Raw genomic sequence first — 25,971 nt, 5'->3', positions numbered from 1 at the left:
CGGGAATCGTGAGGATCTTCGGCAAGGGACGGCACCGGCCCTCCGCCTCATGGCGGCAGGCCACCGACCGCGCGTTCACGCTGATCGGCGACGGGCGGTACGAGGACGCGGGCGCGCTGCTGACACGTGCCGCCGATCTGGAACCCTGGCTGTCCGAGTCCTGGTTCAACCTCGCGCTGCTGCACAAGTTCCGGCACGACTGGGAGCAGGCGAGGGCGGCCGGTCTCCGCGCCGTCGCGCTGCTCGACCGGGAGACCGGGGCTCCCGACTGGTGGAACGTGGGCATCGCGGCCACCGCCCTCCAGGACTGGCCGCTGGCCCGGCGGGCCTGGCAGGCGTATGGGCTGCGGGTGCCCGGGGGTGCCACGGCCGCCGGTGAGCCCACCGGAATGGACCTGGGCAGCGCGGCCGTACGGCTGTCGCCGGAGGGCGAGGCCGAGGTCGTGTGGGGGCGGCGGCTCGACCCCGCCCGGATCGAGGTGCTGTCGATTCCGCTGCCGTCCTCCGGGCGGCGCTGGGGCGAGGTCGTGCTGCACGACGGGGTGCCACACGGGGAGCGGACCACCGTGGCCGGGCACTCCTACCCGGTGTTCGACGAGATCGAGCTGTGGGCGCCCTCGCCCGTGCCCACCTGGGTGGTCCTGCTGGAGGCCGCCGCGGAGGAGGACCGGGACGCCCTGGAGCGGCTGGCGTCCGACGCGGGCTTCGCCGCGGAGGACTGGTCGTCGTCGGTGCGGTTGCTGTGCCGAATGTGCTCGGAGTCCCAAATGCCGTCCGACGAGGGTGACGGGGAGCATCTCGATCCGCACGATCACAGTGAGCCGGGACATCCCGGGCCGCTGGGGCATCGTACGGACGGGCAGCTGTGGGCGCCCGAGCGGGAGTGTGGGATCGCGGCGCCGGCAACCCTCGTACGAGGGTTGCTGGACGGGTGGGTCGCTGACAGTCCTGAGACCCGGGACTGGCGGGATCTGGAAGAGGTCTGTTAGGTCCGTGGTTCCCTGCGGCTCCGTCGTGGCTTGTCGTGCAGTTCCCCGCGCCCCTGTCGGGGCGCGCTTCCCCGTACCCTGTATCAGCAACTTCACCCCCTGATTGTTTGAGAGGCATCGTCGGTCATGGCGCAGCAGGACACCGATCAGCAGCACGCGGGCGTGCTTCCCGTGGACGACGAGGGCTTCGTCATCGACACCGAGGACGGCGAGGAGCGCGAGGCCGCCTGGCGTGAGCGCGGGACCTCGCGGCCCATCACGGTCGTCGGCAACCCGGTGCTGCACAAGGAGTGCCAGGACGTCACCGAGTTCGGCGCGGAGCTGGACCAACTGGTCGCGGACATGTTCGCCAGCCAGCGCACCGCCGAGGGAGTGGGCCTGGCCGCCAACCAGGTGGGCGTCGACCTGAAGGTCTTCATCTACGACTGCCCCGACGACGACGGCGTCCGGCACACCGGTGTCATCTGCAACCCGAAGCTCGTAGAGCTGCCCGCCGACCGGCGCCGGCTGGACGACAGCAACGAGGGCTGCCTCTCGGTGCCCACCGCGTACGCGCCGCTCGCCCGGCCCGACTACGCCGAGGTGACCGGGCAGGACGAGAAGGGCAACCCGATCAAGGTGCGCGGCACCGGCTACTTCGCGCGCTGTCTGCAGCACGAGACCGATCATCTGTACGGATACCTTTACATCGACCGGCTCTCCAAGCGCGAGCGCAAGGACGCACTGCGGCAGATGGCCGAGAACGAGCCCCGGTACCCCGTGGTCGCGAACGACTGACACCTTCTGACAACGTCTGAGGCGTACGGACACGCGAACGGCTCCTGGTCGGGATGAGGCCCCGAACAGGAGCCGTTCGCGTGTCCGTCGTACGTTCGATCGAAACTTGGACTCAAGTGCGCCTGCAGTGATCCAGAACCAGTCAGGCGAGAGGTGAATCTCGGCAGCTTGGGGTAGTGAAGGAAGCAAATCCGTTCCCAGAACGGTCAGTTGTAGTGCTGAATGGAACTGCGGGGATACGCAACGGCGCACGCCCGGCACAGCGGGAGGGGTGTTGCGCCAACTCGCGGCTGAGAGGGGTTTGTTCGTGCCTGCTTTCCCACACAGCACCTCACCGGCGACACCAGCGGTAGCGATCCCACCATCACTGGCCTTACCGATGATCGAGGTGGCGTTTCCCCGGCAACTGCATCCGTATTGGCCCCAACTGCAGGAGAAGACCAGGGGCTGGCTGCTGGAAAAACGCCTCATGTCGGCGGACAAGGTCGCAGAATATGCCGACGGCCTTTGCTACACCGACCTCATGGCCGGGTACTACCTCGGCGCCCCGGACGACGTACTCCAGGCGATAGCGGACTTCAGTGCCTGGTTCTTCGTCTGGGACGACCGCCACGACCGTGACATCGTGCACGGCCGGCCCGCCGCCTGGCGGCATCTCAGGGGCCGGCTCCATGCCGCGCTGGACGCACCCGGGATGTATCTGTACCACCGGGACCCGCTGGTCGCGGGGTTCGCGGACAGTGTGCTGCGCCTGTACTCGTTCCTGGGCAGGAGGTGGAACGCCCGCTTCGCGCGGCACTTCCACGAGGTGATCGAGGCGTACGACCGCGAATTCAGAAACCGAACAAACGGAACCGTGCCGAAAGTCGAGGAATACCTCGAACTCCGGCGGCTCACCTTCGCGCACTGGATCTGGACCGATCTCCTGGAACCGAGCGCGGGATGTGAACTCCCGAGCGTGGTGCGGAAACACCCAGCATTCCATCGGGCGGCGCTGCTGAGCCAGGAATTCGCCGCCTGGTACAACGACCTCTGCTCGCTCCCCAAGGAAATCGCGGGGGACGAGGTGCACAATCTCGGGATCAGTCTCATCCGGCATGACGGGCTGACACTCGAAGAGGCCGTCACGGAAGTCAGAGGGCGGGTCGAGAGGGCCGTTCTGGAATTCCTTTCGGCGGAACGCGAAGTGCGCAGGTTCGCCGAATCACTCGACGACGGCAGCGCGCGGGGAAAGCAGATCAGCACCGCCGTGAGTGTCTGCCTCGGCAATATGCGGAACTGGTTCAGTTCCGTCTACTGGTTCCACCACGAGTCCGGCCGCTACATGGTCGACAACTGGGACGACCGCTCCACACCCCCGTACGTCAACAACGAAGCGGCAGGTGAGAAATGACCGTCGAATCAGTACGTCCCGTGTCCCCCCATGCCAGGGAGCTGCCCGATCCGCCCTTCGCGGGCGGCGGTGTCCCGCTTCTCGGCCACGGCTGGCAGCTGGTCCGCGACCCGCTGGGCTACTTCGCCCGGCTCCGCGACCACGGCGACGTCGTACGGCTGAAACTCGGCCCCAAGACGGTGTACGCCGCCACCTCGCCGGAACTGGTCGGGGCGCTCGCGCTGAACCCCGACTACGTCATCGGCGGCCCGCTGTGGGAGTCCCTCGAGGGGCTGCTCGGCAAGGAGGGCGTGGCCACCGCCAACGGACCCACCCACCGGCGCCAACGGCGCACCATCCAGCCCGCGTTCAGGCTGGACGTCCTCCCCCAGTACGGGCCGATCATGGCGGAGGAGGCGCAGGCGTTCGCCCGGCGCCGGCAGCCCGGTGAGATCATCGACTGCACCGCGGAGTCCTTCCGGATCGCCGTGCGCATCGCGGCCCGCTGTCTGCTGCGCGGCGACTACATGGACGAGCGGGCCGAACGCCTGTGCGCCGCGCTGGCCACCGTGTTCCTGGGGATGTACCGGCGCATGGTGATCCCGGCGGGGCCGCTCTACCGGCTTCCGCTGCCGGGCAACCTCAAATTCAACCGGGCCCTGGCCGATATGCATCTCGTCGTCGACGAGATCGTGGCCGAGCGCCGGGCATCCGGTCAGAATCCGGACGATTTGCTGACAGCGTTGCTGACGGCGACGGACGGGAATGGCGACCCCATAGGTGAACAGGAGATCCATGACCAGGTCGTCGCCATAGTCACCGCGGGTGCCGAAACCGTCGCCTCCACGATCATGTCCCTGCTCCAGGTCCTCGCCGAACAGCCGGAACACGCCGACAAGGTGGCCCAGGAGGCGGAATCGGTCGGGGGCGACCGCGCGGTCGCATTCGCGGACGTCCGTAAGCTGGCGCACACGAACAATGTCATCGTCGAGACGATGCGTTTGCAGCCGCCCGTCTGGATATTGACACGGCGGGCGGTGGCCGAGACCGAGCTGGGCGGCTATCGGATTCCGGCCGGTGCCGATCTCGTGTACAGCCCGTACGCGATACAGCGCGATCCGCGTTCGTACGAGCGGAACACCGAGTTCGACCCCGACCGATGGCTTCCGGAACGTGTCAAGGACCTGCCCAAGTACGCGATGACCCCGTTCGGCGTGGGCAACCGCAAGTGTCCGAGTGACCATTTCTCGATGGCCATGCTGACCATTCTCACGGCCGAGGTGGCCAGGAAGTGGCGCTTCGAACGGGTGCCCGGATCGCGCGACGCGGTCCGCGTGGGCATCACCCTGCACCCGGACCGGATGCTGCTGCGGGCGATACCCCGCTGAACGGGCCCGGGTGATGGATCAGGCGTACGGTCAGGCGGCCTCCGGGCCCTTGAACGTACGCCGGTACGCCTGCGGGGTGGTTCCCAGCGACCGTACGAACTGGTGGCGCAGTGCCGCCGCGTTGCCGAACCCGGTACGCCAGGCGATCGCGTCCATCGTCTCGTCCGTCGCCTCCAGCAACTGCTGGGCCAGCAGCACGCGTTGCCGCAGAATCCAGCGGTAGGGCGTGGTGCCGGTCTCCTGCTGGAAGCGGCGGGCGAAGGTGCGGGGCGACATGTGGGCGCGCTCGGCGAGCTGCTCGACGGTGACCTCCTCGTCGAGGTTGCGCTCCATCCACACCAGCACCTCCCCGACGGTGTCGCACCGCGACCGGGGCAGGGGCCGCTCGATGTACTGGGCCTGCCCGCCGTCCCGGTGCGGCGGTACGACCATCCGGCGGGCGATGGCGTTGGCGACCTCGGGCCCGTGCTCCTGCCGTACGAGGTGCAGACAGGCGTCGATCCCGGCGGCCGTGCCGGCGGAGGTGATCACCGGCCCCGCGTCGACGTACAGCACGTCCGGCTCGACCCGGACCCGCGGATAGCGCCGGGCCAGCTCGTCGGCGTGCCGCCAGTGCACCGCGCACCGCCGGCCGTCGAGCAGGCCCGCGGCGGCGAGCACGAACACCCCGGAACAGACGCTGAGCACCCGGGCTCCGCGCTCCACGGCTCGCCGCAGCGCGTCCAGCAGCTCCGGCGGATACTCCCGGTCCGCATAGGTCTGCCCGGCCGGTACGGCGATCAGGTCGGCCGTCTCAAGACGCTCCAGCCCGTGTTCCGTACTCACCGAGAAGCCCGCGTGGGTGCTCAGCGTCGGGCCCTCGGCCGAGGCGACGGCGAAGTCGTACACGGGTAGGCCCTCGTCGCCGCGGTCGAGGCCGAAGACCTCGCAGACGACCCCGAGTTCGAAGGGATGCACTCCGTTGAGCAGAACCACGGCCACGTTTTCGAGCATGTCTCCAGTGTGCCTCGGCATTGGCAGGAAATCGAGGGTGTGCGGCAGTCCTGCCACTGACGGTCAGGAGCATTCGGCGCGAGACTCATGTCCATGAACACAGCAACGGACAACATCGTCGGAATCCTCGTCGTCGTCGCGGTCTTCGCGGTCCTCGCCCTCCCGGCCCTGATCGGCCTGGCGCACGACCGGCGCATCGACCGCCAGCTCCGTGAGGCCCAGCGGTCCCGTCGGGAAACCGAGGGAGTCGGCCTCACGCAGCGCCCCGCACGGCGGCAGCGCTACTTCACCACCACGGTGACCCACCACTCCTGAATCCCCAGGCAGGAGACCTGGCCGGGCCGGGCGGCGCACAGTGGCCTGGTGGACTCCAGCCGGGTCCTGCCCGTCGACACGGCCTTGAAGGCGGCGCTCGCGTCACCGGGTCGCAGGACGAACCCGCTGTTGACGGCCTCCAGGCCAGGGCCGCTCGTGGTGACCGGCTTCCAGGGCCGCTCGGAGGTTCCGTCCAGGCTGATACGGACCGTGTCGCCCACCGCCAGGCACACCGTAAGGCCGCTGTCGCGGGCCCCGAGCGTCGTCACCGCCGTACAGCCCGCGGGACTCGGCGTCGGACTAGCCGGGTTTGTCGTCGCGGTGGGGGAGGGCGACACGCTGTCGCCGCGGTTCTTGGCGCTGTCGGTCCCGTCGGCGCAGCCCGCGACGGTGAGGGTGAGTGCCACGAGGGCGAGGGTCGTGCGGCGGCGGATCGTTCGGCGCATGGAAGGCCTCCTCTTCCCTTCGACGTGTAACCCGCACGCCCGGATCCCACACCGGAGCCCCGGCCGCGAAGGCGGCGGCCGGGGCTCCGGTGTGGAGCGGCGGTCAGCTGGTCGTGACGGCGGTGTCGTCGAGGACGAAGCTGGTCTGGAGCGAGGAGTCCTCGACACCGCTGAACTTCAGGGTGACGGTGGTGCCCGCGTACGAGGACAGGTCGAAGGACTTCTGGGCGTAGCCCGAGGCCGCGTTGAGGTTCGAGTACGTCGCCAGGGTGGTCGATCCGGCGGTGACCGTCAGCTTGTCGTAGGCGGTGCTCGTGGAGGTCTCCTTGGTGTCGACGTGCAGGTAGAAGGTGAAGGTGGCCTTGCAGCCGCTGGGCACGGTCACCGACTGGGACAGCGTGTCGGTGTGCGCGGAGCCGTAACCGTCCAGCCAGGCGTAGTACGAGCCGGCGTGCGCCGACTCACTGGTGGAGTTGCTGATGACGCTGGTGGAGGCGGTCCAGGTGGTGTTGCCCGATTCGAATCCGGGGTTGCCGAGCAGCTGGGACGAGGTGCAGGTGCTGCTGCTCGACCCGACGGTCCAGCTGAAGGACGCGGAGCCGGAGGCGCCGGTGCTGTCGCTCGCGGTCACGGTGACCTGGTACGTGCCCGCGGTGGACGCCGTACCGGAGATCAGGCCGGTCGAGCTGCTGATCGACAGCCCGGTCGGCAGACCGCTCGCGCTGTAGGTGAGGGTCGCCGACGCACTGTCGGTCGCGCTGATCTGCAGGCTGACCGCACTGCCGGTCGTGGTCGACCTACTGCCCGGGTTGGTGACGGTCACCGTGTTGCCGGTGCTGGTGCCCGAGGTGAAGGCGGTGGTGCCGTTGGGGGTGCCCCAGCCGGTCGGGCCGTCGTAGCCGGTGGCCGCGGTGCAGAAGTACGAGGTGGTGCAGGAGCCGTTGTTGCCGCTGGTGACGTCGTACAGGTTGCTCGTGTGGGTGTAGGGGTACTTCGCCGGGTAGTCACTGGAACCCGGGGTGCCGGCCAGCGCGTACACGCCCGCGATGATCGGCGCCGAGGCGCTCGTGCCACCGTAGACGGCCCAGCCGGAGCCGCCGTAGGTGTCGTAGACGGCCACACCGGTGGCGGGGTCGGCGACGGCGGAGACGTCCGCCTCCATGCGCTTGGTGCACCCGGTGTCGGTCTGCCAGCTCGGCTTGGCGTCGTACGCCGAGCAGCCGGAGCCGGTCCCCTCCGTGCTGCTGGTCTTCCACACGGACTCGGTCCAGCCGCGGGAGTTGGAGGACGTGGAGAGGGCGGTGCCGCCGACGGCGGTCACGTACTGGGAGGTCGCCGGGTACTCGGCGCCGTACGCGCTGTCACCCGAGCTGACCGTGATCGCGACACCGGGGTGCTTGAAGTACGAGGTGTCCTCGGTCGTCTGGGAGGACGCCTCGGCGCCGCCCCAGCTGTTGGACACGAACTTCGCGCCGAGCGCCACGGCCTCGTTCTCGGCGGTGCCGAGGTCGGAGTCGGTGGCGGAGCTTGCCTCGACGAGGATGATGCTGCAGTTGGGGCAGACGGCGCTGACCATGTCGAGGTCGAGCGCCTCCTCGCCGGCCCAGCCGGTGTCGTTGGTCGGCAGCGAGGTCGTCGAACCGGTCTGACTGACCTGCTTGAAGCAGCCACTGGCCTTGGTGCAGGCGGACAGGCCGTACTGCGAACGGTAAGTGGCCAGGTCCGCCTCGGCGTTGGGGTCGTTGTACGCGTCGACGATGGCAACGGTCAGGCCGGAGCCGCCCGTTGACGGGAGGTTGTAGGCGCTGTGCAGGTTGGCCGGGCTGAGCCCGGAAGGCGCGGCGGCGGCAGCGGCGGCCAGCCGCTGCTTGATGTCGGTCCGGCGCTGGGCGAAACAGGACACATGACCGGGCTCGGCGGTGGCGCAGAGATGCGTGGTCGGCACCTTCTGGCCGGCCTTGCCGGTCGAGTGGAACGTCTGCCGGTCCGGGGAGGTGAGGGCCTTGGAGTTCTGGGTGACCCGGGAGGTGCTCGCGGCTGCGTGCGCCGCGGGCGCCGCGTGCGCCGCGTGCGCCGGCGCCGCGACGAGTCCGGCGAGGCTGAGGGCGAGGGCCGGGGTGGCCGCGACCAGCAGTCTTCGCAGGCTCCGTCTGGGCTTACCGGTGGGTGACTTACGCATGGGGTACTGCCTCCGTCGCTGGAGTGGGGTTCTCGACGCTGATGGCAGGCCTGTGACGCGCGTAGCGGCAGCAGTGCGCGTTATCGTCAGGGGCATGACACTTTGAACGTTCCGTGATGCCGTTGTGCGCATGACAGGATGGCCAGAAAGTAGCCGGGGCCGACAAGACCGGAACAGATGCGTCGGAAGAACTTTGCCGCTCCATAGGAGGTCCATGGACGGTGGATGGACGATCCATGGACGAGGGCCCGCGCTTGATGGTGCCGGGCTTACCGAACGGTAAGCCCGGCACCATCAGTGACGTAGCGTCAGAAATCCTCGTCGAGGTCGACCGTGCCCTCCACGGCCACCTGGTACGCCGACGGGCGGCGCTCGAAGAAGTTGGTCAGCTCCTGGACCCCTTGCAGCTCCATGAAGGAGAAGGGGTTCTCGGAGCCGTACACCGGGGCGAAGCCCAGACGGGCCAGCCGCTGGTCGGCGACGCACTCCAGGTACTGCCGCATCGACTCGGTGTTCATGCCCGGCAGGCCCTCACCGCACAGGTCCCGGCCGAACTGCAGCTCCGCCGCGACCGCCTCCCGCATCATGTCGGTCACCTGCCGCTGAAGCTGATCGTCGAACAGCTCCGGCTCCTCCTTGCGGACGGTGTCGACCACCTCGAACGCGAAGCTCATGTGCATGGTCTCGTCCCGGAAGACCCAGTTCGTGCCGGTGGCCAGGCCGTGCAGGAGACCCCGGCTGCGGAACCAGTAGACGTACGCGAAGGCCCCGTAGAAGAACAGGCCCTCGATGCACGCGGCGAAGCAGATCAGGTTGAGGAGGAAGCGGCGGCGGTCGGCCTTGGTCTCCAGCCGGTCGAGCTTCTCGACCTCGTTGATCCACCGGAAGCAGAACTCGGCCTTCTCGCGGATGGACGGGATGTTCTCCACCGCGTCGAAGGCCGCGGCCCGGTCCGCCGGGTCGGGGAGGTAGGTGTCGAGGAGCGTCAGATAGAACTGGACGTGCACGGCCTCCTCGAACAGCTGGCGGCTCAGGTACAGCCGCGCCTCGGGGGAGTTGATGTGCTTGTAGAGGGTGAGCACCAGGTTGTTCGAGACGATCGAGTCGCCCGTCGCGAAGAACGCGACCAGCCGGCCGATCATGTGCTGCTCGCCCTCGGACAGTTTCGCCAGGTCGGAGACGTCCGAGTGGAGGTCGACCTCCTCGACGGTCCAGGTGTTCTTGATGGCGTCCCGGTAGCGCTCGTAGAAGTCCGGGTAGCGCATGGGGCGGAGAGTCAGCTCGAAGCCCGGGTCGAGCAGGTTCTTGAATGTGGAGGTGCCGGCACGCAGTGCCGCCGTTGAGGGGCGGTGGTCGGGCGACGGGTGGGCGGAGCTCATTACTGGCAGGCCTCGCAGGACTCGGGGTTTTCCAGGGAGCAGGCGACGGCGTCGGGGTCGGCGGCCTGCTGGACGGGGACAGTCGCTTGTGCGGCGCGGGCGATACGGGTCGCCGGGCGCGAGCGCAGGTAGTACGTCGTCTTCAGGCCCGACTTCCAGGCGTACGCGTACATCGAGGAGAGCTTGCCGATGGTCGGCGTCTCCAGGAACAGGTTCAGGGACTGCGACTGGTCCAGGAACGGGGTCCGGGCGGCGGCCATGTCGATGAGCCCGCGCTGCGGGATCTCCCATGCCGTGCGGTACAGGGCGCGTACGTCGGCCGGGATCCAGGCGAACTCCTGCACCGAGCCGTTCGACTCGCGCAGCGCCTCCCGGGTGCGGGCGTCCCACACGCCGAGGTCCTTCAGCTCCTTCACCAGATACGAGTTGACCTGGAGGAACTCGCCGGACAGTGTCTCGCGCTTGAACAGGTTGGAGACCTGCGGCTCGATGCACTCGTACACGCCGGCGACCGAGGCGATGGTGGCCGTGGGCGCGATCGCCAGGAGCAGGGAGTTGCGCATCCCGGTCGCGGCGATCCGGTCCCGCAGCGCCGACCAGCGCTCGGGCCAGTTCAGCTCCACGTCGTAGTGGTCGGGGTGCAGCACACCGCGTGCCGTACGGGTCCTCTCCCAGGCCGGCAGCGGGCCGCCGCGCTCGGCGAGGTCGGCGGAGGCCTCGTACGCGGCGAGCATGACGCGCTCGGCGATGCGCGTGGAGAGGGCCTTAGCCTCGGGCGAGTCGAAGGGGACGCGCAGCTTGAAGAAGACGTCCTGGAGGCCCATCGCGCCCAGGCCGACCGGACGCCACCGCGCGTTCGAGCGGCCCGCCTGCTCGGTCGGGTAGAAGTTGATGTCGACGACCCGGTCGAGGAACGTGACGGCGGTACGGACCGTCTCGTCCAGCCGCTCCCAGTCGATGTCCCCGTCGACCACGAACGCGCCGAGGTTCACGGAACCCAGGTTGCAGACCGCCGTCTCCCCGTCGTCCGTGACCTCGAGGATCTCGGTGCACAGGTTCGAGGAGTGGACGACGCTGCCCGGCTCGGCCGTCTGGTTGGCGGTGCGGTTGGCCGCGTCCTTGAAGGTCATCCAGCCTTGGCCGGTCTGCGCGAGCGTACGCATCATGCGGCCGTACAGATCGCGGGCCGGGATGGTCTTCCGGGCGAGCCCGGCCTCCTCGGCCGCGCGGTAGGCGGCGTCGAACTCGTCGCCCCACAGGTCGACCAGTTCTGGTACGTCGGAGGGGGAGAAGAGCGACCAGAGCGCGTCCGCGTTCACCCGGCGCATGAACTCGTCCGGGATCCAGTGCGCGAGGTTCAGGTTGTGCGTACGGCGGGCGTCCTCGCCCGTGTTGTCGCGCAGCTCCAGGAACTCCTCGATGTCGGAGTGCCAGGTCTCCAGGTACACCGCGGCGGCACCCTTGCGCCGACCGCCCTGGTTCACGGCGGCGACGGAGGCGTCCAGCGTCTTCAGGAACGGCACGATGCCGTTGGAATGCCCGTTGGTGCCGCGGATCAGCGAACCGCGGCTGCGGATCCGGGAGTACGACAGCCCGATGCCACCGGCGTGCTTGGAGAGGCGGGCGACCTGGTGGTAGCGGTCGTAGATGGAGTCCAGCTCGTCGACGGGCGAGTCGAGGAGGTAGCAGGACGACATCTGGGGGTGCCGGGTACCGGAGTTGAAGAGTGTGGGGGAGGAGGGGAGATAGTCGAGGCGGCTCATCAGCCGGTAGAGCGCGGCGACTTCGTCGAGGGCGCGAGTGGTGTCGTTCTCAGCGAGTCCGCTCGCGACGCGCAGCATGAAGTGCTGGGGCGTCTCGATGACCCGGCGCGTGATCGGGTGGCGCAGAAGGTACCGGCTGTGGAGGGTGCGCAGCCCGAAGTACCCGAAGCGGTCGTCGCCCTCGACGTCGATCAGCGTGTTCAGGCGGTCCGTGTGCAGCCGTACGAACTCGGCGGTGCGGTCGGCGATCAAGCCCTCCCGGTGGCCGACCGCGACCGACTCGGAGAAGGACGTGACGCCCTGTGAGGCGGCCTCCGCGGCGATGGTGACGGTCAGCAGGCGGGCGGCCAGCCGGGAGTAGGCGGGGTCCTCGGAGATGAGGCCGGCCGCGGCCTCGATGGCCAGCTCGCGCAGCTCCGGCACGTCGGCCCGCGCGGACCGGCCGCGCAGCGCGGCGGCGGCGACCCGGCCGGGGTCGGCGTCGGGCAGGTCTGCGGTCAGCTCGGTCAGGGTCCGCAGCAGCGCGGCACCGGGACCGTCCGTCTCCACCGGGGCCACTCGGGTCGCTGAAGCCGGTTCGGCTGGCGCGATGGTCACGTGGGGGCTCTCCCTCGCTCGGCACGGGGCCTTGCGGAGGGCAGCGGGGCACACGGACGCCTTACGGGTACGCGTGCGTCCACCGGCCCACTCCACGAGGCCCGGACGTCGGGCGCCCGGACCGGTCGGCCGGGCGCGCTGTCGACAGGTCCTCGGACTGGACACGCGCACAAACGTGCACGAGTACACCGTTGCGGGACAGTTCCGGATTCACACCGGATTCCCCTGCGGCGACAGCGAGCATGAGCATACATCTTGTGCCGGACCCTGGAAGCACCCCCACATGTTGTGTCGTATCGGAGAGTTGAGCGCTTTGGGGCGACGAGGGAGATACGAGGGGGATGCGAGGGAGATACGACGACGGGCCGCCGGATCTCTCCGGCGGCCCGTCGTGGAAGGCGTTCGTTCAGTGGGTGGAGCCCGCCGTGGCGGACGGCAGTTCGACCGCCACGCCCGGATCTCCTGCGTCCGCCGTGTAGTCCGACGGCTTCGTCTCGTCCACACCGTCCGGGGCCTTCAGCGCCTTCAGTACGAAGGTGAGGACCACCGTGACGACGAGGTTCAGGACGAACGCCGTCAGGCCGAGGTAACCGATCTCACCGATCCCCGGGATCTCCTTCGCGCTGCCGCCGAAGTGCTTCTGCGTCGGAGACGCGACCCCGTACGCCGCCAGCGTGCCGTACAGCATGCCGACCGCCCAGCCGGCCAGCAGGGCCCAGCGGTGGAACCAGCGGGTGAACAGGCCGCCGACCAGGGCCGGGAAGGTCTGGAGGATCCAGATGCCGCCCAGGAGCTGGAAGTTGATGGCGACCGTCTTGTCCATGGTCAGGACGAAGACCAGCGCGCCCACCTTCACCAGGAGCGAGACCAGCTTGGAGACCTTGGTCTCCTGTTCCGGTGTCGCGTCGGGCTTGAGGAAGTCCTTGTAGATGTTGCGGGTGAAGAGGTTCGCCGCCGCGATGGACATGATGGCCGCCGGGACGAGGGCCCCGATGCCGATCGCCGCGAAGGCCACGCCCGCGAACCAGGACGGGAACATGTCCTCGAAGAGCTGCGGGATCGCCAACTGGCCGTTGGTGACCTTGACCCCGGCCGCGATCGCCATGAAGCCCAGCAGCCCGAGCAGGCCCAGCATCAGCGAATACAGGGGCAGGATCGTGGAGTTGCGGCGGATCACGTCACGGCTGCGGCTGGAGAGGACGGCCGTGACACTGTGCGGGTACATGAACAGCGCGAGCGCCGAGCCGAGCGCCAGCGTGGCGTACGTCCACTGCGAGGCCTCGCCCGGGGCGAGGGCGCCGCGTGGTTTGCCGGTCGCCGGACTGGTCTGGGAGAAGGCGTCGCCCGCGGCCTTGAAGATGTCGTCGAAGCCGCCCAGCTTGATCGGGATGTAGATGATCGCGACCGCGATGACGAGGTAGATCAGCCCGTCCTTCACGAACGCGATCAGCGCGGGCGCCCGCAGTCCGGACGAGTAGGTGTACGCGGCCAGCACACCGAAGGCGATCAGCAGCGGCAGGTCCTTGACGAACCAGTTGGTGTTCTCGCCGCCGCCGACGCCCATCACGTCCAGCACGGCCTGGATGCCGACCAGTTGCAGCGCGATGTACGGCATCGTCGCCAGGATGCCGGTGACGGCGACCGCCAGCGACAGCCCCTTCGAACCGAACCGGCCGCGCACGAAGTCCGAGGTGGTGACGTACCCGTGCTTGTGCGAGACGGACCACAGACGGGGCAGGAACACGAACATCAGCGGGTAGATGAGGATCGTGTACGGCACCGCGAAGAAGCCGGCCGCGCCCGCCGCGTAGATCGCCGCCGGTACGGCCACGAAGGTGTACGCCGTGTAGAGGTCGCCGCCGAGCAGGAACCAGGTGACCCAGGTGCCGAACGACCGGCCGCCCAGGCCCCATTCGTCGAGGCTGTTCTGGTTCTCGGCCTTGCGCCAGCGCGCGGCCATGAAGCCGACGACCGTGACGGCCAGGAAGAAGATGATGAAGACGGCGAGTGCCACGCCGTTCACGCCGTCGTTCACGCGGACGCACCCCCGTCCTTGGCAGCCGCCCTGCGGGCGCGCTGGTCACGCTGCCAGAGCTGGTACGCGGTCATCGTCAGCGCGGTGGAGATGATCACCCACAGCATCTGGTACCAGTAGAAGAACGGGATGCCGATGAAGGCCGGATCGACCTTCGCGTACGAACCCACCCACAGCATCGCGACGAAGGGTGCGAAGAGGCAGAGCCCGATGACGACGCGGATCGGAGTCACCACCGGTTGTTCTGTGACCGGTTGTCTCACTTCAGGCGCTTCTGGCATGTCAAGACTCCGTCCCCTCACCGATTCCTGTGATCACCTTCCTGTGATCACCTGTGCAACGCGCAGGAATCTAGGGGACGGTCAGGCTTTATGGAACCCCGTCCGCATAACGGAAAACCCCTGTTGGTGAGGGGAATGTGTCAGCCGCGGCGGAACCCGTTCGCGTGTGCGGTCAGTCCAGTGGCCGCTTGAGCCGCGCGACGAACTTGTACCGGTCGCCCCGGTAGACGGACCGCACCCATTCCACCGGCTGGCCGTCCTTGTCCAGCGAGTGCCGGGACAGCATCAGCATCGGCAGGCCCACGTCGGTGCCGAGCAGACCGGCCTCGCGCGGGGTGGCCAGCGAGGTCTCGATGGTCTCCTCGGCCTCCGCGAGGTGGACGTCGTACACCTCGGCGAGGGCCGTGTAGAGGGACGTGTACTTCGCGAGTGACCTGCGCAGGGCCGGGAAGCGCTTCGCGGAAAGGTGGGTGGTCTCTATCGCCATCGGCTCGCCGTTCGCCATCCGCAGCCGCTCGATGCGCAGGACGCGCCCGCCCGCCGTGATGTCGAGCAGCCCGGCGAGGGCGTCGTCTGCGGTGATGTAGCCGATGTCGAGGAGCTGCGAGGTGGGTTCGAGACCCTGGGCGCGCATGTCCTCGGTGTACGAGGTGAGTTGCAGCGCCTGGGAGACCTTCGGCTTGGCGACGAAGGTGCCCTTGCCCTGGATGCGTTCGAGCCGGCCCTCGACGACCAGTTCCTGGAGGGCCTGACGGACGGTGGTGCGGGAGGTGTCGAACTCCGCCGCCAGCGTGCGCTCGGGCGGGACCGGGGTGCCGGGCGCCTGGGTCTCCGTCATGTCGAGCAGATGCTTCTTCAGACGGTAGTACTTGGGCACGCGCGCGGTACGGACGGTAGCCCCACCCTCGTTCTCCGCACTGCTCACGTCGGTGCTCATGCTCCGCCTTCCCGGCTCCTGGTGCCGCTTCGGCCGGCATTCCGCCGGTCCAGGTGCACATCGTGGCACGGTCGGCGCCGCGATTGACCTGTGAACGGTCTCTACGGACCCCACCGACCCTCACGCGCTCCGTGATCCCCTCTGTATACCTTCACGCCCCTCGCTGGTCTAGTCCACCGCACGGAAAGCCCCGGCCAAGGTCACGCTCCGGCACTCCTCCGAAGTGGTCTACCTCGTGCCGGATGGATATGCAGGATATTTCCGCCACGTTCTTACTTAAAGGTTCCTGCATATGTAGGTCGCATAACGGCTGGTCAAAGGCGTTCCAGCACCCTTGACACGTTGTTTGGTCTGAGCCAAGCTCCGCCTACTGGTCTACACCATTGGTCCAGCTCCTGAGGAGGTTGGCGTGAAGCGCAAGCTGATAGCCGCGATCGGTATCGCGGGCATGATGGTCTCCATCGCGGCATGCGGGGACAGTGACAGCGGCAGCTCGGACAACTCGGGCGCCGACGCCAAGGAGCTGACCGTCTGGCTGACCGTCGACGCGCAGAACAACTGGCCCGAGCTGGTGAAGGCCGCCGACGCCGCGCTGGTCAAGAAGCACCCCGACATCAAGATCAACCACGAGTACTACGGCTGGCCCGACAAGAACGCCAAGCTCGACGCCGTTCTCGCCACCGACAAGGCCCCCGACGTCGTCGAGATGGGCAACACCGAGATGCTCGGTTACATGGTCAAGGGCGCCTTCGCCCCCCTGGACCCGGCGAAGTTCGACAACTCGGCCGCCTGGCTGGACGGCCTCAAGGCCTCCGTCACCTACGACGGCAAGACGTACGGCGTGCCCTACTACGCCGGTGGCCGCGTCGCCAACTGGCGCAAGGACGTGGCGGCTTCGGTCGGCGTCAAGTCCGTACCGAAGACGTACGCCGAACTCACCTCCGATCTGGACAAGATCCAGAAGAAGGAGGGCGGCAAGTACAACGCCTGGTACCAGCCCACCCGTGACTGGTACGCCGGCATGTCCTTCGTGTACGACGCCGGCGGCTCGATCGCCGAGGAGTCGGGCGGCCAGTGGAAGGCGAGCCTCTCCTCCCCGGAGTCCGTCAAGGGCCTCACCGAGTTCAAGAACGTCATCGACAAGTACATGCACGGCGACAAGACCAAGGACGAGTCCGACCGCTACATCGTCTACGGCCAGGGCAGGACGAGCATGATCTTCGCCGCCGCCTGGGAGGGTGCTACCGCCGAGACGCCGGAGAACGACAAGACCGGCAAGCTCAAGGGCAACACGGAGAACTTCGTGATGCCCGGCCCGTCCGGCAAGAGCATGCCGGTCTTCCTGGGCGGTTCGGACCTCGCCGTCCCGGTGAAGTCGAAGGCGCAGACGGTCGCCGCCGAGTGGATCAACGCCTACACCGGTCCGAGCGGCCAGAAGGGCCTGATGGCCAAGGGCAACCTGCCCAACAACAAGACCGACCTCGCCACCCTGAAGAGCGACCCGGCGACGGCGGTCCCGGCGACGGCGGCCGAGTCCAACTGGTTCGTGCCGATGGCGCCGGGCTGGGGCCAGGTCGAGAAGGCCCAGATCCTGCAGACGATGCTGCAGAGCATCGGCACCGGCAAGAAGTCGGTCGAGGACGCCGCGAAGGAAGCGGACGCGGCGATCGACAAGGTCATCAACGTCAAGTAGCGAGCCGACGCGGGGCCCCGCCACGGGGAGGGCCCCGCTCGCCCGTCACCTGAAGGACGTGCAGGTCCTGCAGGACAAGGACCTGCAGGACCTGGACGACCGCAACGACCGTACGACCTGAGGGACCGCTGAGGAGCGCGCGGATGAGTGCCGCTGAAACGACCACCCCTGCCAAGCTGCCGCCGTCGACGCGGCACGCGCCGCCGACGCCGCCGCCCGGTACGGACGCAGCGCCGCCCCGAAGACGGCCCTCGAAGGCCACCGCCGCGATTCCGTGGGCCCTGCTCGCGCCCTGTCTGCTGATCCTCGCGCTGGTCCTCGGCTATCCCCTCGTGCGTCTGGTCACCCTGTCCTTCCAGAAGTTCGGGCAGTCCCAGCTGTGGGGTTTCCAGCCGGCCGAGTCGGTGGGCTTCGACAACTTCAGCACGGTGCTCGGCGACAGCGAGTTCTGGGACGTCGTCGTCCGCACGATCGTCTTCGCCGTCGGGTGCGTGGTCCTCACGATGGTCGGCGGCATGCTGATCGCACTGCTGCTCCAGCGGGTGAGCGGCTGGATGAAGACGCTCATCAACATCGTCCTGGTGGCCAGCTGGGGCATGCCGATCATCGTGGCGACCACCGTCTTCAAATGGCTGTTCGACTCCGACTACGGCATCGTCAACGCGCTGCTGAGCCGGCTGCCCGGCGTCGAGCTGATCGGCCACAACTGGTTCGCGAGCGGACCGCAGGGCCTGGCCGTGATCATGCTGCTCGTGGTCTGGGGCGCGGTGCCGTTCGTGGTCATCACACTAGGCGCGGGGCTGACCCAGGTCCCGAAGGAGCTGGAGGAGGCGGCCCGGCTGGACGGCGCGGGCGCCTGGGGCGTCTTCCGTTACGTCACCCTCCCGATCCTCAAGCCGATCATCGTGATGCTCACGACCCTGTCGGTCATCTGGGACATGGGCGTGTTCCCGCAGGTGTTCGTCATGCGGAACGGTCACCCGGAGGCCGAGTTCCAGCTCCTGACCACCTACTCCTACGACCGGGCCTTCGCCGTCAACGACTACGCCCAGGGCTCGGCGATAGCCCTGCTCACCGTGGTGCTGCTGCTCGGTGTCGTCGCCGTCTACATGCGCCAGATGCTGAAGATCGGAGACGTCGAATGACCAGCGTGACCAGCACGACCAGCGTGACCGGTATGAGCGCGGTGGCCCCCTCCGCGTCCCGGAAGCCGGGGAAACCCGGGAAGCCCCGGAAGTCGAAGGCCGGCTGGAACCTGCTGGGCCTGTTCGTCTTCCTGACGGCCGGCTTCCCTGTCTACTGGATGCTGAACACGGCGTTCAAACCGGCGAAGGACGCGATCGACCCCGACCCGAGCCTGCTGCCGACGGGCTTCACCCTCGCCAACTTCCGCCGCGCGCTCAACATCGCCGACTTCTGGGGCCCGGTCGGCCGCAGCCTCATCGTGTCCCTGACGGTGGTGGTGATCGGCATCGTCGTGGGCATGCTGGCGGCCCTCGCCATCTCGCGCTTCGCCTTCCGCGGCCGGAAGATCGTCATCGTCGGCATTTTGGCCGTGCAGATGGTCCCCCTGGTCGCGATGATCATCCCCGTGTTCCTGCTTCTCAACGACCTCGACCAGTACGACCGGCTGTCCGGCCTGATCATCACCTACCTCACCTTCATCCTTCCGTTCACGGTGTGGACCCTGCGCGGCTTCATCGTCAACATCCCGAAGGAACTGGAGGAGGCCGCGATGGTCGACGGCTGCTCCCGCACCACCGCCTTCCTCCGGGTGGTCTTCCCCCTGCTGGCCCCCGGCCTGGTCGCCACCTCGGTCTACGGCTTCATCCAGGCCTGGAACGAGTACCTGTACGCCCTGATGCTGATGAGCCAGAAGAACCAGACCGCCACCGTCTGGCTCGGCAACTTCACCACCAAGCACGGCACCGAGTACGCCCCGATGATGGCCGGCTCCACGATGATGGCCGTGCCGATCGTCGTCCTCTTCCTCCTCGTCCAGCGCAAGATGGCCGCGGGCCTGACCGCGGGCGCCGTGAAGGGATAACCCCACCCGATGACGACACTCGCCCGCCGCCCGGACACGCTCACCCGTGACGCGCTCACCGTCCTCCAGCCCGGCTTCACCGGCACCACCGCCCCCGACTGGCTGCTGCGCCGCCTCGCCGAGGGCCTCGCCTCCGTGGGCCTGTTCGGCCGCAACATCACATCCCCCACCCAACTGGCCGCCCTCACCGCCCAGTTGCGCGCCGAACGCGAAGACGTCCTGGTCGCGATCGACGAGGAGGGCGGCGACGTCACCCGCCTGGAGGTCCACACCGGCTCCTCCTTCCCCGGCAACCACGCCCTGGGCGCGGTCGACGACGTCCAGCTGACCCGGCAGGTGGCGTCCGAGCTCGGCCACCGCCTCCGGGCCTGCGGGGTCAACCTCAACTGGGCCCCGTCTGCGGACGTCAACTCCAACCCCGCCAACCCCGTCATCGGCGTCCGCTCCTTCGGCGCCGACCCGGAGCTGGTCGCCCGCCACACCGCGGCCTACGTCACCGGCCTCCAGACGGCGGGCGTCGCCGCCTGCACCAAGCACTTCCCGGGCCACGGAGACACGTCGGTCGACTCCCACCACGCCCTCCCACGCATCGACGCGAGCCGCTCCGTCGTCCTCGACCGCGAGCTGTCCCCGTTCCGCGCCGCGATCGCCGCCGGCACCAGGGCGGTGATGAGCGCCCACATCCTGATCCCGTCCCTGGACGCCGACCGCCCGGCCACCCTCTCCCACCCCGTCCTCACGGACCTCCTGCGCGGCGAACTCGGCTACACCGGCCTGATCGTCACCGACGGCATGGAGATGCAGGCCATCGCGGGCACCTACGGCATCGAACGCGGCAGCGTCCTCGCCATCGCCGCCGGTGCCGACGCCATCTGCGTGGGCGGTGGCCTCGCGGACGACGAGACGGTACGCCGCCTGCGCGACGCCCTGGTCAAGGCCGTCCGTACCGGCGAACTCCCGGAAGAACGCCTGGCGGACGCGGCGGAACGCGTCCGGACCCTGTCCCGCTGGACGGCGACACCACCGCGGGAGCCCTCCGCCACCAGGCTCACGGACGTCGGCCTCCTCGCCGCCCGACGCGCCGTGGAGGCGACGTACCCGGCGGACTCCGCCCCGTTCGAACCCCTCCGCGAACCCCCGTACGTGGCCGCCTTCACCCCCGTGGCGAACTTCGCCGTCGGCAACGAGACCCCGTGGGGTGTGGCAGCCGAGCTGGTACGTCTCCTGCCCGGCACCCGCACCGGCACCTTCACCGGCGAGGCCGCGGCCCAGGCGGCCCTGACCGAGGCGGGCCCGAGCCGCATCGTCGCCGTGGTCCGGGACGAACACCGCCACCCGTGGATGTCGGCGGCCCTCGACACCCTCCTCACCGCCCGCCCCGACACGATCGTCGTCGAGATGGGCGTCCCCCAGTCCCCCCGCCGAGGCGCCGCCCACCTGGCAACCCACGGCGCGGCCAGAGTCTGCGGCCGGGCGGCGGCGGAGATCATCGCGGGCCGGTAGCCCTGCGACGACAAGAGCGCCGGTCCCCCTTCAGAGGAGGGGGACCGGCGCTGACGCTTTCAGGGGCTTGCCGAAAACCGAACCCGGCAGACGAGTGGATCCCTCAGATCCCTCAGATCCCTTGCCACTCAGGCTTGTTGACAAAGGTGTGCCGAAAGTAATCCGCGAGCTTCAACTTGGAGGCCGCCCCCTCATCGACAACCACCGTCGCATGCGGATGCAACTGCAGGGCCGACGCGGGACACACCGCCGCGAGAGGTCCCTCGACGGTCGCCGCCACAGCATCGGCCTTGCCCTCGCCCGTGGCGAGCAGCACCACATGCCGAGCCTCGAGAATCGTGCCGATGCCCTGCGTGATGACGTGATGCGGCACCTGACCGATGTCACCGTCGAAGAACCGCGCGTTGTCGATCCGCGTCTGCTCGGTCAACGTCTTGATCCGGGTCCGTGAGCGCAGCGACGAGCACGGCTCGTTGAACCCGATGTGCCCGTCGGTCCCGATCCCCAGCAACTGCAGGTCGACCCCGCCGGCCTCGGCCAGCGCCCTGTCGTAGGCCTCGCACGCCCCCCGCACGTCCTCGGCGGTCCCGTCGGGCCCCATGAACGCGTCCATCCCGATCCCGAGCGGCTCCAGCACCTCGCGGCGCAGCACCGAACGGTACGACTCCGGATGCTCGGCCGGCAGCCCCACGTACTCGTCGAGCTGGGCTATCCGAGCCCGGGACACCTCCACGGCACCGGAACTCACCTGGGCCGCGAGCGCCTGGTAGACGGGCAGCGGGGTCGAGCCGGTGGCCACGCCGAGCAGGGCGGTCGGCTTGTGCCGGAGCAGCTGTGCCATGGCCCCGGCGATGAGTTCGCCACCCGCCTTGGCGTCCGGAACGATGACAACTTCCACGCTGGGCCTGCCGATCTGGAGAGAGCCGTGTGGTTTAGACCAATCTAACAGACGGTGGTAACGGTGGAAATTGGCCTGGCGATCCACCCCCGCACAGGAACCAACAGAGCTAGGCTGCATGGTGGACGCCTGGATGTCCGACTGGTTCTTTCGGGCAGTCTCCAGGTGTCCGGTTTGCTCGTGAAGGCACAGCAACAAACACTCTCGAACGCATGGACACAATCTGTGGTCTAGTCCACAATGCGTAGAGAGACATACGACGACGCATACGACGAGACGTATGACCAGAGCCTCCGTCTTCCCCGCACAGGAAGACGGATCGAGGAACCGGGGCTCTCTGCCCTGACTGCGCCGGCTCCTCATCCATCGGCCGACCGGGACCGCACACCCCACGGCCGTTGCTGCTCCGGGCTGCGGTGCCGGGAGGGCTGAGGGTCCCTCTCAGGCGCCGCGGCCCGCGGGTGTTTCCGAGCCCGTTCGAGGCCTCCACCCGCCACGGTTTCCGGCCATGTCCGAACCGGCGGGTACGCTCGCACACGTGCCCTCCATGAACGAACTCGTACGCCAGCACACCGCCCTGAGCGACTCCGACCTGGAGTGGCTGCACCTGCTGGTGTCGGAGTGGCAACTGCTCTCCGACCTCTCCTTCGCCGACCTCGTCCTGTGGGTCCCCACGCGCGACGGCACCCGCTATGTCTCGGTCGCCCAGATGCGGCCCAACACCGGCCCGACCTCGTACCAGGACGACATGGTCGGCCACCTCGTCCCCCGTGGCCGCCGCCCCATGCTGGACGCCGCCCTGGACGAGGGCCGGATCGTGCGCGAGGGCGACCCGGAATGGCGCGAGGAGGTCCCTGTCCGCGTCGAGTCGATCCCCGTACGCCGGGAGGGGCGCATCCTCGGGGTCATCGCGCGCAACACCAACCTGCTCACCGTCCGGACCCCGAGCCGCCTGGAGCTGACGTATCTCCAGAGCGCCTCCGACCTGGCCCAGATGATCGCCGCCGGATCGTTCCCCTTCTCGAACCAGGTGGTCGACATGGACGCCTCGCCGCGTGTCGGCGACGGACTGATCCGCCTCGACGCCGACGGCATCGTCCAGTACGCGTCGCCCAACGCGCTGTCCGCGTACCACCGTCTCGGCCTCGCCTCCGACCTCGTCGGCCACCACCTGGGTGTGACCACCGCCGAACTCGCTCCGTCCCGGGGGCCGGTGGACGAGGCGCTCTCCAAGGTCGCCAGCGGCTGGGCGCCGCGCGAGTTCGAGATCGAGTCCGTCGACGGGGTCATCCAGTTCCGCGCCATTCCCCTCAAGCCCAAGGGGACACGCATCGGTTCACTCGTCCTGCTCCGGGACGTCACCGAACTGCGCCGCCGCGAGCGCGAGTTGATCACCAAGGACGCGACCATCCGGGAGATCCACCACCGCGTCAAGAACAACCTCCAGACAGTGGCCGCCCTGCTGCGTCTCCAGGCCCGGCGCATCGAGTCGGAGCGCGGACGCGAGGCCCTGGAGGAGGCCGTACGGCGGGTCGGATCCATCGCGATCGTGCACGAGACGCTGTCCCAGAACCTGGACGAGCGCGTGGAGTTCGACGAGATCGCCGACCGCGTGCTCGCGATGGTCTCCGAGATCTCACCGGGCACGGTCACCGGCCGGCGCACCGGGCGCTTCGGCATTCTGGACGCGGAGGTCGCGACCCCGCTCTCCATGGTGCTGACCGAGATCCTGCAGAACGCCCTGGAACACGGCTTCGGACCGGGCGACACCGGCTCGGTCGAGGTCTCGGCGGTCCGCGGCGGCACGACCAAGGAGGCCCGCCTCCTCGTCACCGTCCAGGACGACGGCGTGGGTCTCCCCGAGGGCTTCGACCCGCACCGCTCGGGCAACCTGGGCCTGCAGATCGTACGGACGCTGGTGGAGGGGGAGTTGGGCGGCACGTTCGACATGGTGGCGGCGCCCGAGCGGGGTACGCAGGTGATCCTCGACATCCCGGTGCGCGCCAACAAGTAGCGCGCGCACGGCGGATGAGCCCGAGTGCGGCGAGAGGCCCGAGCACAGCGATGAGCCCCGGACCATGGGATGGTCCGGGGCTCAGATGCTTGTTGTCATGCGCATCGGTGTCACTGCGCGCTGCGGCTCGGGGGCGGGAGAAGCGTACTCGCTGTACGCGCCGCCAAGCTCAGGCTGTTACGGGGTGGGTTGTCAGGCGGTTGCCTGGCGGGCCCGGTTGCGGGCGGCGCGACGCTTCATGGCACGGCGCTCGTCCTCGCTGAGACCACCCCAGACGCCGGAGTCCTGGCCGGACTCAAGCGCCCACTGCAGACACTGCTCCATGACGGGGCAGCGACGACAGACGGCCTTGGCTTCCTCGATCTGCAGCAGCGCAGGACCGGTGTTGCCGATGGGGAAGAAGAGTTCCGGGTCTTCCTCGCGGCAAACGGCGTTGTGACGCCAGTCCATGGCTGCTACCTCTCCTTGGTATTACATGCACGTTGCTTGTGAATGTGAACGCTTTCACGAATCCCTCAACAAGTGAAGGGCCCATCATCAGACGGACTGATGTGGTCCTTTTTGGTGAGGAGGGGTTCTGGCTCTCTGTGGTGGCCGGTGTTGCGGGCCGTCCCGAGCGCCACGTAGAGACTCGCAAACCTCAGCGGCGGATACAACCCCTACCGGAAAGTTTTTTTTGATTCCTCGGTGTCGGCTCGGTCACAGCCGTACTTCCATGGGGTGGACCCTGGTCTAAACGTTCGAGTGGAAGGACTTTAGCCCGTTCCGCTCACACAATCACACGCAGTGCACGGCGTACGCCTGTGAACGTCACGCTCGTTCGCAGTCCCAGGTGGTCGCCGTCCATCTGGAGGGGTAGGGGGACCTTCGAATGCAAGGTGAAGTCCGTCAGGTCGTGCAGCGCGGTGGCATGCCTGCCATGGGGTCCCCGCTCGGGGGACGAAGTGAGCAACTGCGTGCCATACCGGGCAACCGCGCCCGTCGACATGCGGCTGAGAGCGAGTACGTCGAGCCCGGTATCGAACGAAGCCTTAGGCGACGCGTACACCGGACGATTACCCAGATACGTCCAGGGAGACGTATTGCAGACTATGGAAGCCACCAGATCCGTCACCGGGTCGGCGCCCGGCTGTTCCAGGGTGATCGTGCCGTGCCGGCGGTTGGCCTCTCCCAGGAATTGGCGCACAACCTGCCGCAGGTAAAGGGAATGGGTGGATTTACGGCCGCGTTCCCGCTGCTGTTCCACCCGGCCGATCACACCGGCGTCGAATCCCAGACCGGCACAGAACGTGAACCAGCGCTCGGCCACCGACTCGTCCTCGGTGCCCGGTGTGCCTCTCGCGACACCGAGGCCCACCGTGCGCTCCCGGTCCTCACGCAGGGCGTCCAGGAGGGCGCCGGTGGCCTCCACGGCGTCGTTGGGCAGACCGAGGGCGCGGGCGAAGACGTTCGTGGAGCCGCCGGGGACCACGGCGAGCCGGGGCAGCCGGTCCGGATCCGGGCCGTTGTGCAGCAGGCCGTTCACGACCTCGTTGACCGTGCCGTCGCCACCGAGGGCGACGACCAGCTCGATGTCCTTGCTCTCCGCCGCCTGCCGGCCGAGGTCACGCGCGTGTCCCCGGTACTCGGTGGTGACCGCCTCGAGCTTCATCTCGCTCGCGAGAGCATGGGTCAGCACATCGCGCGTACGTGCGCTTGTGGTGGTAGCCGCCGGATTGACCACGAGAAGTGCACGCATGCGAAGCAGGGTACCTACTGGGTGGTACTCGGCCACAGGGCAGGTTAGGGATCAGTAAGAAAAGCCGACGTGAGTCCTGCCACCAGGGCGCACGCCCCGGGAGTGCCGGGTGCGCCGGGGTAGTGCGGGGCGGGCCGAGCGCCGGGGTGCCCCGGGGCTACGCTTCAGGGGTGAGCGCTGAGCAGACCCCCGCCCCGGACATCCTCGAACCGACGGGGCCGCGACCCCTGCGGCTGACTGTGGCGGCCGTGCTCGCCGCTCTGGAGGGGCTGGCCCTGATGGTCGGCGGGGCCTTCATCCTCGTCCTGGGGCTGACAGGCGATCCGGACGACCGGCAGCAGGCCGTCACCGGCGGCGTCACGCTCATCGTTCTCGCGCTGCTGCCGCTGCTCGCCGCGCGCGGGCTGCTGGGGCGGCGGAGCTGGAGCCGGGGGCCGGCCGTCATCACGCAGATCATGGCGCTGCCCGTCGCCTACAACCTGCTCCAGGCCGACAGCATGGCCATTCCGGGCGGGATCGTGCTGGGCGTCGTGGCGGTCACCGCGCTGGTGCTGCTGGTGAACCAGGAGACGACCCGGGCCCTCGGGATCCGGGGGCCCGGCGGCGAACCCCGGTAGACCCCGAAGG

Annotated in this window: 22 protein-coding genes and 1 riboswitch; of the genes, 11 read left to right on the top strand and 11 right to left on the bottom strand. The window is 68.5% G+C overall.

All coding sequences use genetic code 11. The annotated features are described in order from the left end of the window. Positions 1-8: 8 nt before the first annotated feature. The 4 genes from ACW4TU_RS13990 (at position 9) to ACW4TU_RS13975 (ending at position 4,526) form a co-directional block, all read left to right on the top strand. Positions 9-989, top strand: a complete 981-nt coding sequence (locus tag ACW4TU_RS13990) for a tetratricopeptide repeat protein (protein ID WP_457428087.1) — start codon at positions 9-11, stop codon at positions 987-989. 126 nt (positions 990-1,115) lie between these two features. After that, positions 1,116-1,766: a peptide deformylase gene (def, locus tag ACW4TU_RS13985; RefSeq protein ID WP_457428085.1), complete on the top strand. Its 651-nt coding sequence runs from the start codon at positions 1,116-1,118 to the stop codon at positions 1,764-1,766. A 307-nt stretch (positions 1,767-2,073) separates the two neighbouring features. Further along, positions 2,074-3,159, top strand: coding sequence for an epi-isozizaene synthase (cyc1, locus tag ACW4TU_RS13980; RefSeq protein WP_457428083.1), 1,086 nt, complete (start codon positions 2,074-2,076; stop codon positions 3,157-3,159). Next, positions 3,156-4,526 (top strand): bifunctional albaflavenone monooxygenase/terpene synthase, encoded by a 1,371-nt coding sequence (locus ACW4TU_RS13975; protein ID WP_457428081.1) that lies wholly within the window; start codon positions 3,156-3,158, stop codon positions 4,524-4,526. The genes cyc1 and ACW4TU_RS13975 overlap by 4 nt, the downstream gene beginning before the upstream one ends. 30 nt (positions 4,527-4,556) lie before the next feature. Here the strand turns inward: ACW4TU_RS13975 and ACW4TU_RS13970 are convergent, their stop codons facing one another. Beyond that, entirely contained in the window at positions 4,557-5,519 is a 963-nt protein-coding gene (locus tag ACW4TU_RS13970) for a GlxA family transcriptional regulator (protein ID WP_457428079.1), read from the bottom strand. Between the two features lie 93 nt (positions 5,520-5,612). On the opposite strand from ACW4TU_RS13970, the gene ACW4TU_RS13965 reads away from it, so the two are divergent. Then, the gene (locus ACW4TU_RS13965) at positions 5,613-5,834 is read left to right on the top strand and encodes a hypothetical protein (protein WP_457428077.1); all 222 of its coding nucleotides are present in this window, start codon (positions 5,613-5,615) and stop codon (positions 5,832-5,834) included. On the opposite strand, the gene ACW4TU_RS13960 is transcribed toward ACW4TU_RS13965, so the two are convergent. The 7 genes from ACW4TU_RS13960 to ACW4TU_RS13930 all read right to left on the bottom strand — a co-directional run bounded on the left by ACW4TU_RS13960 (position 5,801) and on the right by ACW4TU_RS13930 (position 15,451). Continuing rightward, a complete protein-coding gene (locus ACW4TU_RS13960) occupies positions 5,801-6,280 on the bottom strand; it encodes a hypothetical protein (RefSeq protein WP_457428075.1) in 480 nt (159 codons plus the stop codon). The two genes, ACW4TU_RS13965 and ACW4TU_RS13960, sit on opposite strands and share 34 nt — an antisense overlap. A gap of 103 nt (positions 6,281-6,383) precedes the next feature. Then, positions 6,384-8,459, bottom strand: a complete 2,076-nt coding sequence (locus tag ACW4TU_RS13955) for a putative Ig domain-containing protein (RefSeq protein ID WP_457428073.1) — start codon at positions 8,457-8,459, stop codon at positions 6,384-6,386. A gap of 308 nt (positions 8,460-8,767) precedes the next feature. After that, the gene (locus ACW4TU_RS13950; protein ID WP_457428071.1) at positions 8,768-9,838 is read right to left on the bottom strand and encodes a ribonucleotide-diphosphate reductase subunit beta; all 1,071 of its coding nucleotides are present in this window, start codon (positions 9,836-9,838) and stop codon (positions 8,768-8,770) included. Further along, positions 9,838-12,198 carry a ribonucleoside-diphosphate reductase subunit alpha gene (locus ACW4TU_RS13945; protein WP_457428069.1) on the bottom strand — a complete coding sequence of 787 codons (2,361 nt, stop codon included), beginning with the start codon at positions 12,196-12,198 and terminating at the stop codon, positions 9,838-9,840. The genes ACW4TU_RS13950 and ACW4TU_RS13945 overlap by 1 nt, the downstream gene beginning before the upstream one ends. A gap of 126 nt (positions 12,199-12,324) precedes the next feature. Then, a riboswitch (cobalamin riboswitch) is annotated at positions 12,325-12,448 on the bottom strand. Between the two features lie 156 nt (positions 12,449-12,604). Then, positions 12,605-14,233 carry a monocarboxylate uptake permease MctP gene (gene mctP / locus ACW4TU_RS13940; protein WP_457428067.1) on the bottom strand — a complete coding sequence of 543 codons (1,629 nt, stop codon included), beginning with the start codon at positions 14,231-14,233 and terminating at the stop codon, positions 12,605-12,607. Further along, entirely contained in the window at positions 14,230-14,514 is a 285-nt protein-coding gene (locus ACW4TU_RS13935; RefSeq protein WP_457428065.1) for a DUF3311 domain-containing protein, read from the bottom strand. The genes mctP and ACW4TU_RS13935 overlap by 4 nt, the downstream gene beginning before the upstream one ends. Before the next feature lie 172 nt (positions 14,515-14,686). Next, positions 14,687-15,451 carry a GntR family transcriptional regulator gene (locus ACW4TU_RS13930; RefSeq protein WP_457428063.1) on the bottom strand — a complete coding sequence of 255 codons (765 nt, stop codon included), beginning with the start codon at positions 15,449-15,451 and terminating at the stop codon, positions 14,687-14,689. Between the two features lie 409 nt (positions 15,452-15,860). On the opposite strand from ACW4TU_RS13930, the gene ACW4TU_RS13925 reads away from it, so the two are divergent. From ACW4TU_RS13925 to ACW4TU_RS13910, 4 genes are all read left to right on the top strand, one after another. Next, on the top strand, positions 15,861-17,144 hold the full coding sequence (locus ACW4TU_RS13925; RefSeq protein ID WP_457428061.1) for an extracellular solute-binding protein: 1,284 nt from the start codon (positions 15,861-15,863) through the stop codon (positions 17,142-17,144). Between the two features lie 143 nt (positions 17,145-17,287). Beyond that, the gene (locus ACW4TU_RS13920) at positions 17,288-18,289 is read left to right on the top strand and encodes a carbohydrate ABC transporter permease (protein WP_457428059.1); all 1,002 of its coding nucleotides are present in this window, start codon (positions 17,288-17,290) and stop codon (positions 18,287-18,289) included. 32 nt (positions 18,290-18,321) lie between these two features. Next, complete coding sequence (locus ACW4TU_RS13915) at positions 18,322-19,191, top strand: carbohydrate ABC transporter permease (protein WP_457430083.1); 870 nt, start codon at positions 18,322-18,324, stop codon at positions 19,189-19,191. 9 nt (positions 19,192-19,200) lie between these two features. Further along, complete coding sequence (locus tag ACW4TU_RS13910; protein ID WP_457428057.1) at positions 19,201-20,694, top strand: glycoside hydrolase family 3 protein; 1,494 nt, start codon at positions 19,201-19,203, stop codon at positions 20,692-20,694. Positions 20,695-20,806: 112 nt separating this feature from the next. Here the strand turns inward: ACW4TU_RS13910 and nagB are convergent, their stop codons facing one another. Beyond that, positions 20,807-21,592: a glucosamine-6-phosphate deaminase gene (gene nagB / locus ACW4TU_RS13905; protein ID WP_457430081.1), complete on the bottom strand. Its 786-nt coding sequence runs from the start codon at positions 21,590-21,592 to the stop codon at positions 20,807-20,809. Between the two features lie 538 nt (positions 21,593-22,130). Here nagB and ACW4TU_RS13900 point away from each other — a divergent pair. Then, the gene (locus ACW4TU_RS13900; protein WP_457428055.1) at positions 22,131-23,606 is read left to right on the top strand and encodes a sensor histidine kinase; all 1,476 of its coding nucleotides are present in this window, start codon (positions 22,131-22,133) and stop codon (positions 23,604-23,606) included. A 192-nt stretch (positions 23,607-23,798) separates the two neighbouring features. Here the strand turns inward: ACW4TU_RS13900 and ACW4TU_RS13895 are convergent, their stop codons facing one another. Together ACW4TU_RS13895 and ACW4TU_RS13890 are read right to left on the bottom strand one after the other, a co-directional pair. Next, positions 23,799-24,056, bottom strand: coding sequence for a WhiB family transcriptional regulator (locus ACW4TU_RS13895; RefSeq protein WP_006380970.1), 258 nt, complete (start codon positions 24,054-24,056; stop codon positions 23,799-23,801). A 319-nt stretch (positions 24,057-24,375) separates the two neighbouring features. After that, entirely contained in the window at positions 24,376-25,344 is a 969-nt protein-coding gene (locus tag ACW4TU_RS13890; protein ID WP_457428052.1) for a diacylglycerol/lipid kinase family protein, read from the bottom strand. A gap of 170 nt (positions 25,345-25,514) precedes the next feature. On the opposite strand from ACW4TU_RS13890, the gene ACW4TU_RS13885 reads away from it, so the two are divergent. After that, entirely contained in the window at positions 25,515-25,961 is a 447-nt protein-coding gene (locus tag ACW4TU_RS13885) for a hypothetical protein (RefSeq protein WP_457428050.1), read from the top strand. The last annotated feature ends 10 nt before the right edge of the window (positions 25,962-25,971 follow it).

This window comes from Streptomyces kryoterrae, assembly GCF_054072135.1.
Note: the sequence above shows the minus strand (reverse complement) of the source record. Positions and strands in the feature narration are given on the sequence as shown.